An 18,128-nucleotide genomic window follows, 5' to 3' on the forward strand; every position below is an offset into this window, starting at 1 on the left:
CTGTTCCCGCGATCCTCAGGAGCCTGCCCGCATGGCCATTACCATCGCACTGAACGACGCCTACGACGGCCTGGAGGCGGCCGCCCAGGACCTCTATCGAGCATTTGGGGTCCTGCCGAACATTGTCCTGGACGCCGATATGGCCGCTGCAGTGGGCGCGCTGTCACCCTCCGAGGCCGGATGGCTGCTGGAGATCTTGGCCGACGAGCGGCTCCTGGACCCCACCCCGCCCCGCCCCGCCCCCGAACCCCGCTACCTGATGAACGAGGCCGTACGGCCCCACGCACGCTCGCACGCGGCTGCCGCGGGTGCGCACAGCGGGGAAGCTCTGAACCGTCTGTTCGTTTGGATGCTCGGCTTCGCCACCGCAGCCCAGCGCCTGCTCACCCCCGCACAGGCCACCCTCCGTAAGAGTGCCCCGGTAACCACCGGTCTCTTTCAGGACAAGGACGGGGCGCAGGCATGGCTGGACAGGCAGGCAGGCAACCTCCTGCCTGTCCTCACGGCCGCTACCGAGGCCGGCCTGCCGGCGTGGGAACTTACTGATGCCTTCTGGCCCCACTTCCTCTTCCGTCATCCCTACGAGCTGTGGGGTGCGGCCCACGAGATCGGTCTGGACTCCGCACGTCGAACCGGAAACGCGGACGCGGTGCGGCAAATGCTCAACTCCGGAGCGATCGGGTTCGGCGCGGCCGGAAAGCATGGCACGGCCGCCTACTGGTACATGCAGTCCCTGCACGCTGCCCGGGCCGCCGACGACGTCCGCGATGAAGGACAGGCTCTGCTCGGTCTCGGTGTCTGCCACCTCAACAGCGATCGCCTCCCCGAGGCCGAGGAAATGCTCATGGAGGCCACTGCGCGGTGGAGCGAGTGCGGGTACCGGCGCGGCGTCGGCCTCGCGCAGATCGCCCTCGCGGAGGTGCTCTTCCCCACGGATCCACGGGCGGCACTGGAGCGGCTCGCCACCGCGCGCACGCTGCTGACCGCGCTGGGGGAGCACTATGAGGCGGCGCGAGCCCTCGCCCTGCATGGCCGTTTCCTTGACAAGACCGGCCGAAGTGCCGACGCCATTGACGAGCTGATGACCGCGCTCCCTTCGGTCCGCGAGAGGGATTGGTGGCAGGCGTGTGTCAAGGAGTGGCTAGGCGATGCTCACAACCGCCTCGGTAACCGAGGAGACGGCCACACGTACTGGCTGGGCGCGGCTGTTCTGTACGACTCGATCAACCCACATAGGGCCGCCGAACTACGCGCCCGGGTGGTGCAGTGACCCCACCAACTCCTCCCCACCCGCCGGCCAACGGCGGACTACAGACCAACGGCCGCGAGGAGGGGCCCGGGTGCGTCCTGGCGGCACCAAGTTGCTTCGGGTTCATCGCGCTTCTCTGCCTTCTGATCGGCGCATGTGCCGTGCACGACCTCGCCATATGAGGCGCGATTAGGGGTGTCCCGACGGTCCTGCCGACCGCACACCGGTGCATCAACCGGTGCATCGGCGATTCAGCCAACCGCCCCTCGCCCACTCTCTCTTGCCCGGGATGGGTCGCACCGCACATCTTCGAGGAACCGCTGAATCCCAGGGTGCACAACCTGACCGAGAGACACGCGTTCGAATTCACGGTTGGGTCGTTGGACACGGCGACGCCACTACTCCGCCCCCGAGAGGAAACACCTTGATGTCAGTCGAGTTAGGGAGCGACGAAACCGAGGCACCCCCTTGATGTGGTGGGTGGGATTCGAGGGGGTCTCCTGGACCGGCGAGAGTAAGCCGACCTGGTACGAGACCTTCGAAGGCAAGGCGAAGCGCGGCTTCTGCGTGAACTGCGACTCGATGATCGCGGCGATCGACAGCGACATCTCGGAAATCGGCATCAACGTCGCTGCCCTCGACGACACAAGCAGCGCTGACTTCGTGCCCGTTTCACGCGTCCTTCCACGACAACGGCGAGCCCTGGCTGCCCCCGGTGCCGGTGGCCGGGCAGGGCGCGGCCGGTTAACCCTTGTCCACCGGGCCGACGGCTTTACCCACCCCTTCGGTGATCCCGACCAGGACCCCGGCCCTACCTGCCGGTAGACACACACCGGCCGCTGGCAAACACAAGCTCCACACCAGCAAGTTCCTGCATTCGCCTCGTAGAAAGGAACTACCCCATGGCCTCACCCGTGAGCCCAGACATCATGAAGACCGCTGCTTCCCATGCGCAGCCCTCGGTCGTCAGGCCAACCCGGGAGCAGCGAGTTCCGCTGGCGACTCGCGCAGCAGCGGGCCCGAGCGCGGCACTGGCCCGAGTCGTTGCGCCTGGATTGCTCACTGTCTCGGCATTTCAGTCGTCCGTATGACTGACACTCCCTGCCTGACCGGCGCCGCGCGCAGAGTGCCGATCTCACGCGGACGAGAGCGCGTGAGCCGTTCGATAGCTACTGAACTTGATCGGGTGATGTCGGGCAGTTTGCCGGACAGCAGGCAGGTGGTTTCGGTAGTCCTGGTGCGGTGAGATATCCGCAGGGTGGTGGCTTGACCGACGCCGAGAGAGCCGCGCGGGAGCGGGTCCGGCTCCAGGCTGTGGTGGGCTTCGAGAGCGGGGGGAAGAACCGGGAGATCGCTGCCGCGTTGCGGGTCTCGGAGCGGTCGGTAGAACGCTGGCGACGCCAGTGGCGCGAGGACGGCCACGCAGGGGTGGCCTCCAAAGGTTCACCTGGTCGACCCCGACTGTCGGGCGCGCAGATAGCCAGGCTGGAGCGGGAGTTGGAGCGCGGTCCGCTGGCCCACGGGTGGGCCGACCAGCGATGGACGCTGGCTCGGGTAAAGACGCTGATCGGCCGACTGTTCCACGTCTCGTACACGGTGGAGGGCACGTGGAGGTTGCTGCGACGGTCCGGCTGGTCGTGGCAGCAGCCCGTCCGGCGCGCGATCGAGCGTGACGACGATGCGGTCGAGTTGTGGAAACGGGAGGTGTGGCCGCGGGTAAAAGCGCCGCGGCGGTGAACAACGCCTGGGTGGTCTTCGAGGACGAGGCCGGCCAGTCGATGACGCCGCCGCGTGCCAGGACCTGGGGCCGCCAGGGCGTCACCCCGGTCGTCCGCGTGCGCGGACGCGGCTCGGGCCGCGTCTCCATGGCGGGCATGACCTGCTACAAGCCCGGCGAGCGGTCCCGTCTGATCTACGCGATCCGCGAGTACCGGGGCCGCAAGGACGAACCGAAGGGCTTCGGCTGGAAGGACTACCGCGACCTGATCATCCGCGCACATACACAGCTGGGCGGACCAGTCGTGCTCGTGTGGGACAACTTGCGCATGCACCTGGTCGCGCCACTGCGGGAGTTCTTCGAGGCCAACAGCACCTGGCTCACTGTGTTCCAACTCCCGACGTACGCGCCCGACCTCAACCCGCAGGAGGGCATCTGGTCGCTGGTCAAGCGCGACATCGGCAACCTTGCCGCCGCCAACCTCGGCCAGGTCAGCCGCGCGGTGAAGCGCAAGCTGAAGATGTTGCAGTACCGACCGGAGGTCATCGACGGCTGCCTCGCGGGCACCGGCTTGGCCTTGGCAGTGTGAGCGCCTCGGCTAGCCCACGGGCGACGGACTACGAGCGGTCGAAGGCTAAAGCTACTGGTCAGCTACGGTGGCGGAATGCCCCAGAGCCTGCCCGACGACGTAGCCGACGTGCTTGAGTTCGTCCTGAACACGGACGAGCCGGTCTACGTCGCGCTCCGGAGGCAGATCCCACACCTCAGCGTGCAATCCCGCTGTGCATGCGGATGCGGCACCGCCCATTTCGTACTCACCACCAGCGAGGTGGAACCTGCGCCGACCGGCCTGGGCACAGTCGTGGCCGCTGACATACAGCTCTTCACCGAAACTGGCGAGTGCCCTGGTGAGATCCTTGTCTTCGCGCAAAGCGGCTACCTGTCGTCGCTAGAAGTCTGCTCATGGACCGACGAGGTCGAGGTGAATCTGGCTGCAGCGCGTCGATGGCTGCAGCCACCCTCGTGAAGCCGAGCCGGCAGCGTCCAGCGCTCTCGAATCCGGAAGTCACCACGATCCAGCCGACATCACGAGTTCAAGTTCAGTAGTGTGATGCGCCAGAAATCCTGAGGGTTAGTTCTGCTCTGTTTTCTGGCCGGTGGTTCCGACCTTGGTGAGGTAGTCGGCGAGAGAGTTGAGGATCTCGTCGACTGTCTTGGTCCAGGTGAAGGGCCGCGGGTTCTCGTTCCAGGTGTCGATCCACGCAGTGATGTCGTCCTCCAGGGCTTTCACGGACCTGTGGACGCCGCGGCGGATGAGTTTGTCGGTGAGCAGGCCGAACCACCGCTCCACCTGGTTCATCCACGAGGAGCCGGTGGGGGTGAAATGGAGTTGGAAGCGGGGGTGTTTGCCGAGCCACGTCCTGATCTCGGCGATGTTGTGGGTGGCGTAGTTGTCGCAGACGAGGTGCACGTCGAGTCCGGCGGGCACCGCCTTGTCGATTCGGATCAGGAACCTTTTGAACTCAATCGCCCGGTGGCGGCGGTGCAGTGCCGATATGACCGTGCCGTCGGCGATGTTGAAGGCGGCGAACAGGCTGGTGATCCCGTGCCTCAGATAGTCGTGGGTGCGGCGTTCGGGCATTCCCGGCATCATCGGCAGCACCGGCTGGGACCGGTCCAGCGCCTGGATCTGGCTCTTCTCGTCCACGCAGAGCACTACCGCCTTCTCGGGCGGGTGGTGGTACAGGCCGACAACGTCGACGACCTTGGCGACGAACTGCGGATCGGTGGACAGCTTGAAGGAGTCCTGCAGGTGGGGCTTGAGGTCGAACCGCTTCCAGATCCGCCCGATCGTCGACTTCGACAGGCCGGTGTGCTGGGCCATCAAGGCCCGCGACCAGTGCATGTCCTGGCCCGGGACCGACTCCAGGGTGGCCACGACGACCTCCTCGACCTGGTCGAGGAGGATCGAGGGCGGCCGACCCGAGCGCGGCTCGTCATGCAGACCATCGAGGCGCTTCGCGACGAACCGGGCCCGCCAGCGGTCCGCCGGCCGTGCAAATGCGTGCCCTGGCCCGGCTCGGCGACCTGCCCGCGTTCTGGTCAGCGGTGGCCGCACCCGTGCGCGCCCTGTTCAACACCCACATCGAGGCAATGGGCGACGACCCGGCTCCCGCCCTGCTGAACGGCCAGGAGCGGGCCAGAGTACTCGCGCTCGTCCGGTACCCCGAGATCCGCGAAGGGCTTCCGGCGCTCGCTCCGACGTTCGAGGAGCTGAACAGCAGCCGTATGGCCCGTGTGATCGCTGCGAGCCCGGGGCCTTACTTCGTTCCGTTTCTCCCCCGCCTGCTGAACCGGGTCGGATCGTTCGATGCCGGCACCTTCGCCGCGGTCAACGCGGTGCTGCCGTGTGCGGAGTTCTTCGCCCTGGACTCCTTGGAGGCGGTACTCAGCGCATGGGACCGGAACAGCCAGTGCTGGGGGGCGGGCCATGCCCTCCCTCCTGGTCGATCTGTACCGCCTGACCACGAACCTGGGGCCGGAACGGGACGCCGTCTGGCGGGCGTTCCTGACCGAGTTGCTGCCGCATGAGGACATCTACCAGACCATCTCGAGCGGCACCGGGCTCACCGCGAGCACCGTAGCCCCAGAGGGGGAGCAGACGCCCGCCGAGTGATCGATCTGCCGTTCGGGACGCCCGCGTGGTTGCGCGATCCCGGGTGGCCGTCGCAAGCGGTAGACGTGCGCGGTGGGATGTTCGCGTTCGACGCTCACGCGATCACCGCCGTAGGCGTGTTGTCGTTCAGCGGTCGGGCGGCGAGTACTGGCAGCCGGTCGGCCCACGGGGCAGGCCCGGCCGGGTCAGTTCCGGCGAGGGCCCGTTCGCGCAGTTGCTCCATCCGCGTCGCGAGCAGGTACTCGGCAGCGCGTTTCCGGGCGGTGCCGGCGGCTTTCGTCGCGGCGGCGACGGCGTCCGCACCGTTCGGGTTGTGCCGGAAATAGCGCCGGTTCTGCTCGGTCCTGTACGCCCGCCGGGCTTCGGCCTCGGCCTCTTCGCTCTGGCCCAGCTGCTTCAGGGCGCTGCGGCGGAACTCCGGCAGCGCCTCCTCCACCATCCGCAGCGCACCGTAGGCCAGGACGGCGTCCACACCAGCGGGGTCTTCGTTCTGGCCGGCCGGATCCAGGGCGCCCAGGTAGCCGGAGTGAACGTCGGCGATCTCCTGCTCCAGTGAGGCGCGAACCCCGCTGGTGACGAGGGCGACATCGCCGGCGTCGTCGAGGTCGGCCGCCCAGGTGGCGGCGGTCAGGCCAGCCTCGACCATCGCCTCCGCGGTCCGGCGCCGGTAACCGCACGCCTCGCACAGCTCACCGGCCTGCTGCTGCCCGCAGTCCTCGCAGGCCAGCGCCGGACGGACCCTCTCAGCGGCAGCCGCGGCCGCGCGCTGGTGCTCCGCCCGTTCCTGGGCAGCCGCACGGGCCTCTTCGCGCCGGGCCTTCTCCGCACAGGCCTGCTCGCGGCGCCGCACCTGCTGCTCCGCCTCGATCGCCGCCTGCTCACGCAGCCGCTCCTCGATGACGCGTCGGCGCAGGTCGCCACCCAGCTGGGGCAGCTCCCGGTCGATCTCCGCAGCGGTCCGAGCACGGCGAGCGCGCCGGATGTGCACCACGTTGCCGCAGTTCTCGCACTCAGCCCCGGTGTCCAGGCGGGCGCCGTCGCCGCAGCGCCGGTCCGAGCACGATGGCCGCCGGACCAGGCCCCGGCCCATCAGCCACCCGAACGGCCTTCTGATCAGGGCCTCGCCGCCGGTCTCCTCCAGGCGGCCGGTGAGCCGTTCGGCCAGCATCCGCGGCGCGCGCTGCGCTGCCACGCCCAGACCCGCCAGCTGCGAGAGCTCCGCCTTCGCTGCCGCCGCCACCTGGCCCTGCTGCCAGCCGGACAGCCGCTCCCACAACCACGACACCGGCCCCAGGGCCACCCGCAGACCAGGCTCAGCCGGAAGGCCCACCCTCTGCTGCTGCCCCTTTCCACCGCTCACGACCTTCGGCCGGCCACCGGCCCTAGCCCCGGCAGTGCGCTCGTCCCCCCCGCTCGTCGAACGGGGATTCCTGCGGCTTTTCCCCGCGGAGCGGGCCGCCCTCGGCCACCGGCGATCCAGTCCGGACAGTGATGGCCTCGCCGTCGACGGCCTGGCCCTCGCCCGCGCACGCGCGCTCCGGCCGACGGCCTTCCGCCCCGCGGCCTTCGCCGGAAAAGCCACCAGAGAGCTGCGGAGGAACGACGGGAGTAACCACAGAAGCGTGGCCTGTATGGAGCTCTGCACCAGCGGAACGCTCCGGGAATTCCGCCTCGGGAGCCGTCTCAGCCTCCGACTCCCCAGACGCCCCAAGAGCCTCAGCCCCCACCGCAGGAGCAAAATCTCCGCCTGCACCAGCGGAACGGGCCGAAAACACGCTCTCGGAGCCCTGAGGAGCCTCCACGACGGTCAGATCCCGGCCATACGCGCGGGCCACCGGTAGCACCATGATCCGGCCCTTACCATCCATCCCCGTGCCGGTCCCCTTCCGCCCGCGAGCGGCGACACCGGCCTCCGTCAGCCGCGCCAGCACCTTCCTTCCGCCCGCCGGCGAGCAGCCCAGCAGCCGCGCCATCGTCGCCGCCCCGCGACCCTCGCGCTTGTTCACCGAGCCGCCACGCAACTGCAGCCAGCCCGACGGCCCGGTATGCAGCACCATCAGCAGCAACCCGAGCCGGTCCGTCGCAGCCCCGCGCCCCTTGCGGCCCGCCAACGGCCCCGGCGGCGTCGGCGCCTTGTCCGCCGGCGCCCAGCCATGCCCGAACAGCGCCTCACACAGGCGCAGCAGCGTCGCCAACTCCGCCGCCGCCAGAGCCAGCGGATGCCCCGCTCCCCCACCGTGGTGGGCATTCCACAGCGGCATGACCAGGCATTCCAACCCGGTTGGATGCCCCTTCCCGTCCCTCGCGACCTCGGTGTGCAGCGCGTCCGACTTCCGCAGCGGAGCCAGCACGTTGCGGTCGACCGTCGACGCGCCCACTCCCATCCAGCGACCCAACTCAGCAACCCAGATCGACGTCTGAAGGTCGTCTCTTCGACCCTGCGGCGCCCGCGACTTCGCGTACAGCACCACCGCCGCGAGCTTCGGTGCGTCCTTCAACCCGGCGATCGACGGGTCCGTCAGCAGCGCCTGGACCGCAGCGAGCAGCCGCATCTTCCGGCCCAGACGCAGCGGATTGCCGGAATTCGCCGCATCCACCTGTCCGGAACCCGACAGCGGCCCCCACACCGTCGGCTTCCAGCCGGAACGAGGCCCCGGAACAGCCCCAGCCGCGCGCTGCCCACCTTGCTCGAGCCATCACCCGCACGGACGCTTCTCACGCGCACGCTCCCGCCGCCGCGCCGCGTCCTGCGCCGGGCGGGGTCCACCCTCGCCATACAGGGCGAGCCCGGTCGCGGACATCCCATCCTGCCCACGCCTCGTCCAGCAGCTCGCCGGTGTCCGGGTCCAGGACACCCTCCGGAACGAGCTCCAGGACGGGGCGCCGGCGGTGCCGATGCTCGGCCCGTTCGGCCAGCCAGCGGCGGTAGTTGTGGCGGTCGCGCCGGTGCCGGGCCCGTCGACGCTCGCCCAGGCCAGCGGTGCCGTGGTGCTCAGCAGCCTGGGAGAGGACCTGCCCGTCGAGGTGGAGCTGCCCGGGCACGCTGAGGGCGGGGGCGAGCAGAAAATTCCCGTCGAGTTCGACCACCAGCTGGTCCTCGACGAGGCCGCGCATTCGGCGCATCACCGTGGTGCGGTGCAGGCCGGTTGCCCGGCTCAACTGGGCGACGTCGAGACCGTCCACCGGGTCAAGGCAGGTGAGGAGCCGGGCTCCGCTGGTGCCGTGGGCGTGCCGGTGGAACGCGTCGTGGCCCATCAGCGCGGCCAGGGCCTCGGTGTCGGTCCGTGTGGCACCGGTGTGCGTGGGTGGGACAGTTTCTGCCCCCCTCGAACCCGTAGCTTGCAACTGTCCTGGTTGCGCTCCGGATGTCACCTCCTCTTCGGGTGGTACGCGCAACACCCAGCGGGAGCCGTGGTCCTTGCCCGACCCGGAGGCGACCAGGACCAGCCAGCCGTCCTTCTTCAGCCTCCTGTCGCTGGCCTCCGCGGTCGCCTTCGCACAGTTCATCAGCTCGGCCAGCTGCCGTACCGACACCACGTGCTCGACACCACCGGCCCGCTCGCACAGCCGCAGACGGGCCGCGAGGTTCTTCTGGTCGGTGTCCGCGCCCCGCCGAGCCGGCCACGTCCGCCCCTCCACCAGCCGGCGGATGCTGCCCAGGGCTTCGATCGCGTCGTCGCGGCCGCGGATCACCGGGCTCGCCGCAACCAGCTGGGAGGCCTTCTCCAGCATCGCCGTCAGCTTCGCCTCCGCGTACAACGTCCCCTTCCGCTCCCGAAGACGCCGCGCCCACACTCCCCCAACACTCGGCGTGTAGATCAGCGCGTGGTGAAAATCAGCCGGTGACCAGGCGCGGCCGGGCTGCGAACACCCCACCGCCAAGGCCATCGTCAACCGGTAGCCGGCATCGGAGTCCGTCTGCCCGCCGTACCGGCCCTCGGTGTCCCCCTCCAGCAGCAGACGCCGCATCCGGTCCGACAACCGCAACCGCTCCCACACCGGCACCACCGGCCTGCTCCGCCCGTTGATCCCGGCCCGCTCCGCGCTCATGCCGCGCTCACCAGGCCTTCGGCCAGGGCCTCCGCGCCCGCGGCCGCCGGACGGTCCCCGGGCAGCGGCCGCCGGGCGAGCTCGGCGCACCGCCGCTCCCAGCCCGCGCTCGTGGGCGGCCTCGCTGATCGCTCGTCCTGAAGGCGGGCCAGGCGCTCACGCAGCATCGTCCGGGCAGCGGCCTCGCCCGCCCTCTCGGCGGCTTCCTCGGCCGCCCGCAGCGCCAGCGAGCGGGTCGGATACCGGTGCCGGCGGCGCATGGCCGCCTCGTACGCACGGTCCGCTTCCATCTCTGCCTCCTCGCCGGCCGCCAGCCGTACCAAGGCCGAGGCCTTGCGCCCGGCGAGGATCTGCTCCGCGATCTGGGCTTGGGTGTACGCGAGCACCCCCTGTGCCTGGGTGTCCACCGACCGCGCCACCGCCTCCTCCAGGAGGCACCACGTGTCCGCCGCAACCTGCTCCGCGAGCTCACCGGCCCCCGCCGGATCATCCAGATCGGCGCGCACGGCCACGATCACGTCAACCGCCTGCTGCAGCAGGTCCCGCGTTCGCCGCCCAGAGGTACACACCAGGCACAGCCCCGCCGCCTCCGGGATCCCGCACTCCTCGCACGGAGCCGTCACACGATTCCGCTCGGCGGCTTCCAGTTCCTCACGCCGCGCGGCCAGCGCCTCCTCACGAGCCGCCCGCTCGGCGGCCGCCCGTTCACGGCGTTCACTTTCTGCCGCGGCCCGCACCTGGACCCGCTCGTGCATCCGCCGCTCGACCTCACGGCGACGATCCTGGAACGGCAACTCAGGTACCTCGGCGGCGACCGAGGAAGCAACCCAGGCGCGTAGTGCTCGGCGGTCCCCCATCACGCTGTCACAGCTGGAACAGCCGCCCCCGGTGTCGATCCGGACACCGTCATCGCACAGGTGCGACCAGCAGCCGGGCTTCTGCGGCAGCCCCCGCTTCAGCAGCCAGCCCTCCAACTCGACCACCGGCCGGCCCGCCTGCATACCCAGCCGCCGCTCCAGCCGCTGGACCAGGACCTCCTCGGCCAGCTCACCGCCCACCAGCCCCCGCAGCCGGGCCAGCTCGGTACGCACCGCACCCACCAGCCACCGCCGGGTCGAGACCCTGCCCACACCTGCCCAGAACACCGCCACCGGCCTCAGAACCCGGCTGAGGTCATCAGGAAGCCTCGACGGCCCGACGAACACCGCACCGGCAGCTGCCCGAGCACTTCCGAAGCCGTCGACCGACCCAGAACCGTGCTGTTCCCCGCGGAGCGGGCTACCCCCGCCATCCCCAACCGGGGCTTCACCAGCTGCTGCGGGAGCCTCCTGATCCTCGCCCGTACGCGCGCACCCCGGCTCCGAAGCCTGGCCATCGACGGCAGAGCCGGAACAACCAACCAACTCACCAGCAGACAACGGAGATACCTCAACAACCTGCGGGTGGGTGGCGTGAAGGTCTGCAGCAACAGGGCGCTCCGCTTCAGCGTCATCTGCGACCTCACCAGTGCCGCAGATCTCCGCTCCAGCAGGCCCTTCGTCGACTCCAGGACTTTCAAGATCGCCGGATGCAGCAACAGGGCGCTGCCCGGAAGCCTCAACGAGTACCTCCTCGAAGGCCCCCTGAACCCACCCGTCACCGCACATCCCCGCGTCCACGACGCCTGCTGCGGAGTCGTCAGCAGCACACCGGCACTTCGCCGCCGTACCAGCGGCCGACTGCGGTACCGGTGTGCCGACCTCCGGAACCAGAGCGGCCGAAGGAAGAACACGCCCATGCGCCCTCGCCACGGCCGGCACCCACATACGAGCCCGCCCGAAGCACCCCGACGCCGTATCCCCCCGCGGCACCGTCAGCAGCCCGCGAGCCGCCAAACGGTCCACGACCTTCGCCCCACCCGACACCGAACACCCCAGCGCCCGGGCCACCGTGGCATCCGCACGACCCCGCCCAGCCGCTACGCTCCCGCCCACCATCCGCACCCGGCCATCAGCCCGCGTCTGCAGAACCAGCAGCAACAACGCCAACCGATCGGTCGCCGCGCCCCTCCCCCGCCGGTCCGCCAGGAGCCCCGCCGGAGTGACCGGACCGTCCTTCGGCGCCCAGCCCGGGCCGATCACCGCCTCGCACAACCGCAGCAACGTCGCAAGATCCCGCCGGGTCAGCTTCAACGGATGATCACCCTCGTGACCCCTGGCCTCCGACAGCGGCAACAGCCGCATGGTCAGGCCGGCCACCCGCCCGGAACCGTCGTCGTCGACGCGGGCCTCGGATGTCGCGATGCCCGCCGCCTTCACCTCAGGCAGGACCGCGTGCGCGACATGAGACGCCGAACAGCCTAGCCACCGGGACAGGTCACCGGTGCGAGTACGGACCTTGGTTGAACCCGCTGGAGACTTCGCCAACAACACCACCGCCGCCAACCGCACCGCGTCCTTCTGACCTGCAACCCGAGCATCCGCCAGCAGAGCACGCACCGCGGAGTACAACCGAGAGCGCATCCCCCGATTGAGCTGCAACGGACTGCCAGGGCCCGGATTGGGTACCGGCTCCACGGCAAATGAGACGCCATGCGGCTTCGGACGGTCGGGGCTTCGTTGGGGCCGTCGGCGCACCACGACCCGTGAGATTTGAGTCGATTCGTACGCAGATTCTGGACTGGCGCTAGGCATGGCTGTGCCAATCCACTGACCGGTAGCTATGATCCGCTCCTGTCGAGGAGAAAATGGGAAACCTGGATCGCCGCCCGGCTCGCTAGGGGTAGCAGGAAGTCGGGCGCTATGTGTTCAACTGAAGATGTGGGTTGTTCTCACCTCCTCCTTGACAACAGGGTTGGCCCGGGACCGCAGATCCCGGGCCGTCCTGCTTAGTGCCCCCCGAGGGGCTCGCTCAGGCGAGGCCCTCCGCACATTTCAGGGGAGAGCAGAGCTTCGCGGTCTCTCAGAGACTGGCCTGACTGTGCGCTCGGCTTGTGTCCGGCGCAGGGTGTTGACCAAAGCGCTTGAGCTGTGGCCCGTACTCGTTGCGCAGGCTTATGTCGTCCACTGGACGTCTAACAAGTCCTCCATCCGGGAGGTCGTAGAGCTCGAACCAGCGAGTCCGTGTCCCCTTTGTCTGTTGCTCGATGATTCGGACTGCTGACCCAGGGTTCTGAGTCGCGACCTGTTGCAGCACCACCTGGTGGGTGGCGACATCGAATGGCGTGCTTGACGTGGCGAACACCGTGACCTGCTGGGGGATGGTGTTGAAGGCCAGGAGGGCAATCTCCGCTCCGTGGACCGTGATCTCGGTGTCGAGGATTTTGCGTGGCCAGTGGAAAATGGTTTCGAGGTTTGGCGGTAGTTCAGCGATCCACTCGCCGATTGGAACTGCGACAAAGTTGGTGCGCTGATGCGCGAGGACGAACGCCGTGTGGCCGCCGAAATCGTTAGTTACCTCGACCCCCTCAGGGGTGATCCACAGGATTGAGTCCATCGCGGTCGCGGTGTCTCGTGCGGCATCTCGTGCGGCATTGACCGCGAGTGACTGCCAGGGCTCCATCGCCCGAGCTTGACTTCTTGACCGCTTCCTGCCTGGCCAGACGAGCTGATCCACAAACGCGAACACGCGTACGACGATGACGTCCTCGCCGTCGAGAGCGCTGGAGTTGACGAGGCCGAGCTGGGCGGTCTTGGTCAACCATGAGCGGTTGACGTTGGCCGCGCTCGCAAGGACGGCCGGCTGCACGTAGGCGGACAAGGCTGCTCCAGTGTGTGTCCTAAGGCTGTGGATCACCGTAGCGCATCACGGCCCGCCTTCGTGTCACGACGCGACACGAAACTCCGTCAGTCTCGCCGTGCATTCCTGGATTTCGGCCGGGTTGTCCGTTTCTGTCGAGGTGATTACGCGTCGTGTCGCGACATAGATCAGGCACTGGATAGGGGCGAACCATACGAACATAGGAGCGCGTCAAGACGCCTTCTTAGATGCCTACAGAAATACCTACAAGCATCCCTATCTGGATCGCTACTGACATACCTTCAGGGCTACGAGATCAGCTGTAGACGCGGCACCTATCTATCAGGGGCATGACAATCTGCGCCCTGCCCACATCCGAAGAAGGGAGGCGCGGGCGGCAACATTTGTTGCTGCCCGCGCCTCCGCTGTTGGTTGAGTACAGTCCCCTACTTGCCGAGTGGCCCTTCTGCTGCAAGATCGCGAAGGAAGCGGTCAAGGGCGCCCGAGTAGACGTGGACAGCAATGCGCGCACGGCCTGCTTCGCGGAGATCGTTGGCGAGGGAGGCTGCGATCGCATAGACGTCGGGGCTAACCCGATGGCTGGCCTGCTTGCCCGTTCCCACATCGGTTTCACGAGAGAGCAGGAACTCCTCGGCGAGCGCCAGTTGTTCCTCTATGGTTGCCGGCAGATACTTGCTCATGGCGGCGTCGACGTACTGCGCAGCCGTTAGCGATTTCCCCGACGAGGAGCAATCTTGCGCCACTCGCTTGCTCAGCAGGGTTACGAGGTCGGGCGCAAAGCGGAACGGATGCGTCTGCCAGGAGTCGCGGCGGAGTTTGAGATCCACCCTGCTGCTGCGCCATGAGTTGAGAAGGGCTGAGTGTGCAACCCCCACCTTGGCCTGGCGAGGTGTGCCGACGGTGCGCTTGCGGCGAGAATTAGTTGATGGGGCCCCTGTAGCTGTTGCCGTTCCACCGTCGGAGGTTTCAGCCCCAGCCTCTCCCCCGCCTGACTCGCTGAAGTCTTCATCCTCATCGCCATCAAGGTCCTGGTCGGCGACCTTCTCGGTGGTGGGAAGACCCTGAGAGGCCGTCTGGAGTTGCCGAGCTTGTTCAGGCCGATCAACAGGTGGAGAGGGAGGACCAGCAGGGGCGGATACGAGGTGCCCATGGGCACCCGCGTCTGCGAGGGAAGCGCTGTCAGAAGGACCGGAGTTCACTGACGGGTCATCGAGATCCTGAGCGTCCGTTTCAGCGGTTGATGGCTGAGTAGCGTGAGGAACGGAGGGGCTGGATGCCGCTTCCTCGCTTGCGGGGGAAACGGTCTGGCGTGGCGGTGCGTCCGCCACCTCAACTCCGGGGGTGTCTTGCAGGTCAGGAGACGCGCTGGGTGCAGGTACTGCGATAGCCTCTGGAGCCGGGATGGCCGCTCCTGTAGCGGTTTCGGCGGGCTGGGCTCCTGCCCCCTGTCCCAGGACGGAGCGTGCCGCGACACTGGTGGCTCCAGTAAGCGCCGGATTATCGAGCAGGTTAGGACGGGGGCGAAGCGCCGCTACCTGCCTCTTCCTCCTGGGCTGCTTCTTTTCCGTTTCGGAAGCCGCTTCTTCCTCAGGCATCGGCGCTCTCCTCGACGAGGATCGGGTCGGCGATGGTCCACTTCTGGCGCGGCAGTTCAATGCGGTCCAAGATCTCCTCGACGACGTTCGTGTACTGCTTGCCACAGGAGTGATTCGGGAACCGGGTTACGGCAGGTTTGCCGTAGATGTAGGACTCCGAAATGCGGACATCTCGCCGGACATCTGTCACAAATGGGAAGAGACCGCGGCCGGGTTCGGCGTCGATGCCGTCGCCGATCATCGCGTTCCGGATGTCGACGTCTTGGTTCGTCCACGCCGATTCTGGATTAGAGCGGTTGAGTAGAGCACCGAGGAGCTGGGGCTTGCAGACTCCCGCAGTGTTCGTCGCGATCGCCTGGGTGGCTGCGCTCAGAACCAGGGCGCCCTTGATGGACTGGTACTCCGGGATGCAGATGGTCACTACAAAGTCGGCGGCCGCCAGGGCGACCGCGTTGAGGTGCGAAACAGCCGGCGGCGTGTCGATGAGGACGAAGTGAAAGCCTCGCGCCTCCTGGAGCAGGAGGTGCCGCAGGGTCACGATCTCCTTGTACGGCTTCGTCACGAAGGCGTTCTGTGCCGCTGACATGGATGCCTCCTCCGAGGCAAGCACGCAGAGCTGACCGTGGCCGTCGAAGTCCTTCAGCACCTCGTCGGTGCGGTCGAACATCGCCTGCTTGAGGTTCGGGCGCGGGAACCTCTGCAGAGCCATCTGCAGGATGTACCCGAGAGACCTCTGCAACTCTGCTTCGTTCGCCGCCTCGTCGTCGTGGCCACCTAGCGTGATGCCAAGGGCGGTTCCTGCCTGAGCCTGAGGCTCAAGATCGACGATCAGGACGTTGTAGCCGGCCGTGGCAAGGCGGGCTCCCAAGTTCACCGTGGTGGTGGTCTTGCCTACTCCGCCTTTCTGAGTGGCGATGGCAAGCACCACCGGCGCCGGGAGCGATGCCTCGTCAGCGACATCGAGGTCGCTCTCAGGGGTTCGGGTCATCGCGGGAGCCTCCGGAGGTGGGTTAGGGGGTATCTGCGAGCGAAGCCTCGCTGGCTGTCGCGTCGCGTCACCCGATAGGTGTTGATCTGCGTGGCGGTGCTGGCCATTAGCTGCATCAAGATGGCGCTCTGCTGTGTATTACGGACATTGAGGGTGTGCCTCGCGTGCAGGACCCTTGGAGTTGGTGTCACGACGCGGCACGGGTGACCTTAACAGGAAGATGCGGCGAGTGTTGGTGTTGCAGCAAGGCGTGCGGCGTGTCGTGATTGACGGAGGGAGGCGAAGCGCGGTGGGGATCAGCGCTTCGGTACGCAAAGGGTCAGTCTCAAGTTGAGCACGCACATAGGCAGCAGTGAAGTGGCGAGCGTTCAAAGTTGGTAGAGAGGTGCGGCGCATCGGCCGGCAGTAGCTTGTCGTTGGACTAGCCGACAAACGCAGGTACGTGCGCGTCAAGGTGGGGTGATCCCGCGACCCCGACCGTGGAGAGTTGAGACGCCTGTAGGCGAGTGAGGTAAGAACGAGAAGCGCGCCTTGCTAAGGATGGGCAAGTGGACGGGACATGCAGAAGAAGCATCTAAGTCCAGCAATACATACAGACGATCCAACATGCCTACAGAGGTACCTACAAGGATACCTACAGAGATCCCTACAGAGATGCATGTATGCCTACAAGGATACCTACAGCGATGCCTGTAAAAATCCCTTCAGGGTTGGCAGGAAGTGATGGAGCGGACTAGCGTAAGAATGTGCATTCATCTTGATGTCGCAACCAGTGTTAACTCGTGCCTAAGTGCGGCAAAGTGGGAAGAGTGCATATGGTCTAGGTGTAGCGACGCAAGGGCATTCGCGAGTAAATGGCGACGCGCCGATAATCCAGCTGTAATTCCTTAGTTAACAAGCGAAAAGAAAAGGACGGACTAGCGATAGCGTCAATTCGTTGACCTGCGCGCGCAGGGGCGTTATGAAAGGCAAGTGTAAATCAGTAAAAGAGGGCAATTGTTGTGCATGGTTGCATTGCGAAGCGGCATGCAACTAAGAAGCGCATAACGAGGCGAACGGAGATGGAGCTGAGGCAGTAACTAACACTTGATGGCCTAGTTCAAAGATCAGGATCAGCGGTACTCACAGAACGGTGAGAATGGGCCATTGTGGGAGGGGAGTAAACAACCCAATATGGCGGAAGTGAACCACGGGCTCCGCAGCGTGGCAGTGAGCTGCCTCCTTCCGAGAGCTCGACCGACCGGCCGCATCCTTAACGGCACCGCGAAGCTGAGGCCCTTTCTCGCATTCCACGGGGAGGACTGCCTCCTCTCGTTGCGACGTGAACTCCGAGGAGTTTCTACGAGGGGACACATTCGCTGGCACTGCACGGTCGACCCTGCGCTCTCGGCGCCAGGCGGGCAAGCGTCTACGGTTCGATGGCGATGTTGCTGCGGCTGATTGCGCTACGGTCGGCTCTCGCCATGAGAGGTCCCGTTCCCAGAGCTCTTGCGGGGCCTCTACCGGACACAGGCCTAGCTTGAGTTTTAACCTCCGCGCCCGTGCGGAGGAGTAGGGCGACACCGCTGGGTCGTCGAACGCGCCCTGTCCTGGCTCATGGGCTGCCGCCGACTCCACCGCCGTTACGAGCGCAAGCCCGAACACTTCCTCGCCTTCGTCGGGATCGCCAGCACCCTCATCTGCTACCGCCGAAGCGTCAACGTGGACCAGTTCTAACGCCAGGTCCCTTGGACGTGCCCCGGGCGGCACGTGAGCCGCGCACTGTCAGTGGCACGGGAGATCATGCCGGCTATGACCCCAGAACTGATCACCTGGCTGCACGAGCAGATCGACGCCGACGAGACGGCGGCCGCAGGCCAACCCCCCGAGTCCTGGCTGCCAGAAGGACTGACCGCCGACAACCCGCTGTCCGCGCTTTACGCGCCAGCCCGCACCATTGCCATGCGCCGTGACATGCTCGCTGCCTGGCGCGACCCGGATCATGCCGGCCACGGGGACAACGACGCCCTCCGCAGCGACTGGACAGTGCGAGTCCTCGCAGCGACCGCATACTCCGATCGCCCGGGATACCGCGAGGAGTGGGCCCCTGACGACGAGTAGACCCCTGCCTGAGC

Annotated in this window: 14 protein-coding genes and 2 pseudogenes; 8 read left to right on the forward strand and 8 right to left on the reverse strand. The window is 67.1% G+C overall.

What is annotated here, in order from left to right; all coding sequences use genetic code 11:
• Positions 1–31: 31 nt before the first annotated feature.
• From ACIQMX_RS36780 to ACIQMX_RS36800, 5 genes are all read left to right on the forward strand, one after another.
• Entirely contained in the window at positions 32–1,270 is a 1,239-nt protein-coding gene (locus ACIQMX_RS36780) for a hypothetical protein (RefSeq protein WP_402484647.1), read from the forward strand.
• Between the two features lie 459 nt (positions 1,271–1,729).
• Complete coding sequence (locus ACIQMX_RS36785; protein WP_402484649.1) at positions 1,730–2,074, forward strand: hypothetical protein; 345 nt, start codon at positions 1,730–1,732, stop codon at positions 2,072–2,074.
• A 417-nt stretch (positions 2,075–2,491) separates the two neighbouring features.
• Complete coding sequence (locus ACIQMX_RS36790) at positions 2,492–2,986, forward strand: winged helix-turn-helix domain-containing protein (protein WP_402484650.1); 495 nt, start codon at positions 2,492–2,494, stop codon at positions 2,984–2,986.
• Positions 2,956–3,555: a transposase gene (locus tag ACIQMX_RS36795; RefSeq protein WP_402484652.1), complete on the forward strand. Its 600-nt coding sequence runs from the start codon at positions 2,956–2,958 to the stop codon at positions 3,553–3,555. The genes ACIQMX_RS36790 and ACIQMX_RS36795 overlap by 31 nt, the downstream gene beginning before the upstream one ends.
• Positions 3,556–3,630: 75 nt before the next feature.
• Positions 3,631–3,993, forward strand: a complete 363-nt coding sequence (locus tag ACIQMX_RS36800; protein WP_402484654.1) for a hypothetical protein — start codon at positions 3,631–3,633, stop codon at positions 3,991–3,993.
• A gap of 105 nt (positions 3,994–4,098) precedes the next feature.
• On the opposite strand, the pseudogene ACIQMX_RS36805 reads toward ACIQMX_RS36800, so the two are convergent.
• A pseudogene (locus ACIQMX_RS36805) lies at positions 4,099–5,013 on the reverse strand (IS630 family transposase); the annotation flags it as partial.
• Positions 5,014–5,021: 8 nt separating this feature from the next.
• On the opposite strand from ACIQMX_RS36805, the gene ACIQMX_RS36810 reads away from it, so the two are divergent.
• Positions 5,022–5,558: a hypothetical protein gene (locus tag ACIQMX_RS36810; protein WP_402484824.1), complete on the forward strand. Its 537-nt coding sequence runs from the start codon at positions 5,022–5,024 to the stop codon at positions 5,556–5,558.
• 179 nt (positions 5,559–5,737) lie between these two features.
• Here ACIQMX_RS36810 and ACIQMX_RS36815 read toward each other — a convergent pair whose 3' ends face one another.
• From ACIQMX_RS36815 to ACIQMX_RS36845, 7 genes are all read right to left on the reverse strand, one after another.
• Positions 5,738–6,928, reverse strand: a complete 1,191-nt coding sequence (locus ACIQMX_RS36815) for a hypothetical protein (RefSeq protein ID WP_402484656.1) — start codon at positions 6,926–6,928, stop codon at positions 5,738–5,740.
• Between the two features lie 97 nt (positions 6,929–7,025).
• The gene (locus tag ACIQMX_RS36820) at positions 7,026–8,270 is read right to left on the reverse strand and encodes a hypothetical protein (RefSeq protein ID WP_402484658.1); all 1,245 of its coding nucleotides are present in this window, start codon (positions 8,268–8,270) and stop codon (positions 7,026–7,028) included.
• A gap of 88 nt (positions 8,271–8,358) precedes the next feature.
• Entirely contained in the window at positions 8,359–9,693 is a 1,335-nt protein-coding gene (locus ACIQMX_RS36825; RefSeq protein ID WP_402484661.1) for a hypothetical protein, read from the reverse strand.
• Positions 9,690–10,784, reverse strand: coding sequence for a hypothetical protein (locus ACIQMX_RS36830; RefSeq protein WP_402484664.1), 1,095 nt, complete (start codon positions 10,782–10,784; stop codon positions 9,690–9,692). The genes ACIQMX_RS36825 and ACIQMX_RS36830 overlap by 4 nt, the downstream gene beginning before the upstream one ends.
• A 1,849-nt stretch (positions 10,785–12,633) precedes the next feature.
• A complete protein-coding gene (locus ACIQMX_RS36835) occupies positions 12,634–13,431 on the reverse strand; it encodes a hypothetical protein (RefSeq protein WP_402484667.1) in 798 nt (265 codons plus the stop codon).
• A gap of 425 nt (positions 13,432–13,856) precedes the next feature.
• Positions 13,857–14,258, reverse strand: coding sequence for a hypothetical protein (locus tag ACIQMX_RS36840; RefSeq protein WP_397753230.1), 402 nt, complete (start codon positions 14,256–14,258; stop codon positions 13,857–13,859).
• A 760-nt stretch (positions 14,259–15,018) separates the two neighbouring features.
• Positions 15,019–16,014, reverse strand: a complete 996-nt coding sequence (locus ACIQMX_RS36845) for a ParA family protein (protein WP_402484669.1) — start codon at positions 16,012–16,014, stop codon at positions 15,019–15,021.
• Positions 16,015–17,565: 1,551 nt separating this feature from the next.
• Here ACIQMX_RS36845 and ACIQMX_RS36850 point away from each other — a divergent pair.
• Both ACIQMX_RS36850 and ACIQMX_RS36855 read left to right on the forward strand, forming a co-directional pair.
• A pseudogene (locus tag ACIQMX_RS36850) lies at positions 17,566–17,730 on the forward strand (transposase); the annotation flags it as partial.
• A gap of 75 nt (positions 17,731–17,805) precedes the next feature.
• Entirely contained in the window at positions 17,806–18,114 is a 309-nt protein-coding gene (locus ACIQMX_RS36855; protein ID WP_402484671.1) for a DUF6221 family protein, read from the forward strand.
• Positions 18,115–18,128 lie beyond the last annotated feature (14 nt).

Origin of the sequence: Streptomyces sp. NPDC091416, assembly GCF_044756845.1 — a bacterium.
In the GTDB taxonomy this organism is placed as follows: Bacteria; Actinomycetota; Actinomycetes; order Streptomycetales; family Streptomycetaceae; genus Streptomyces.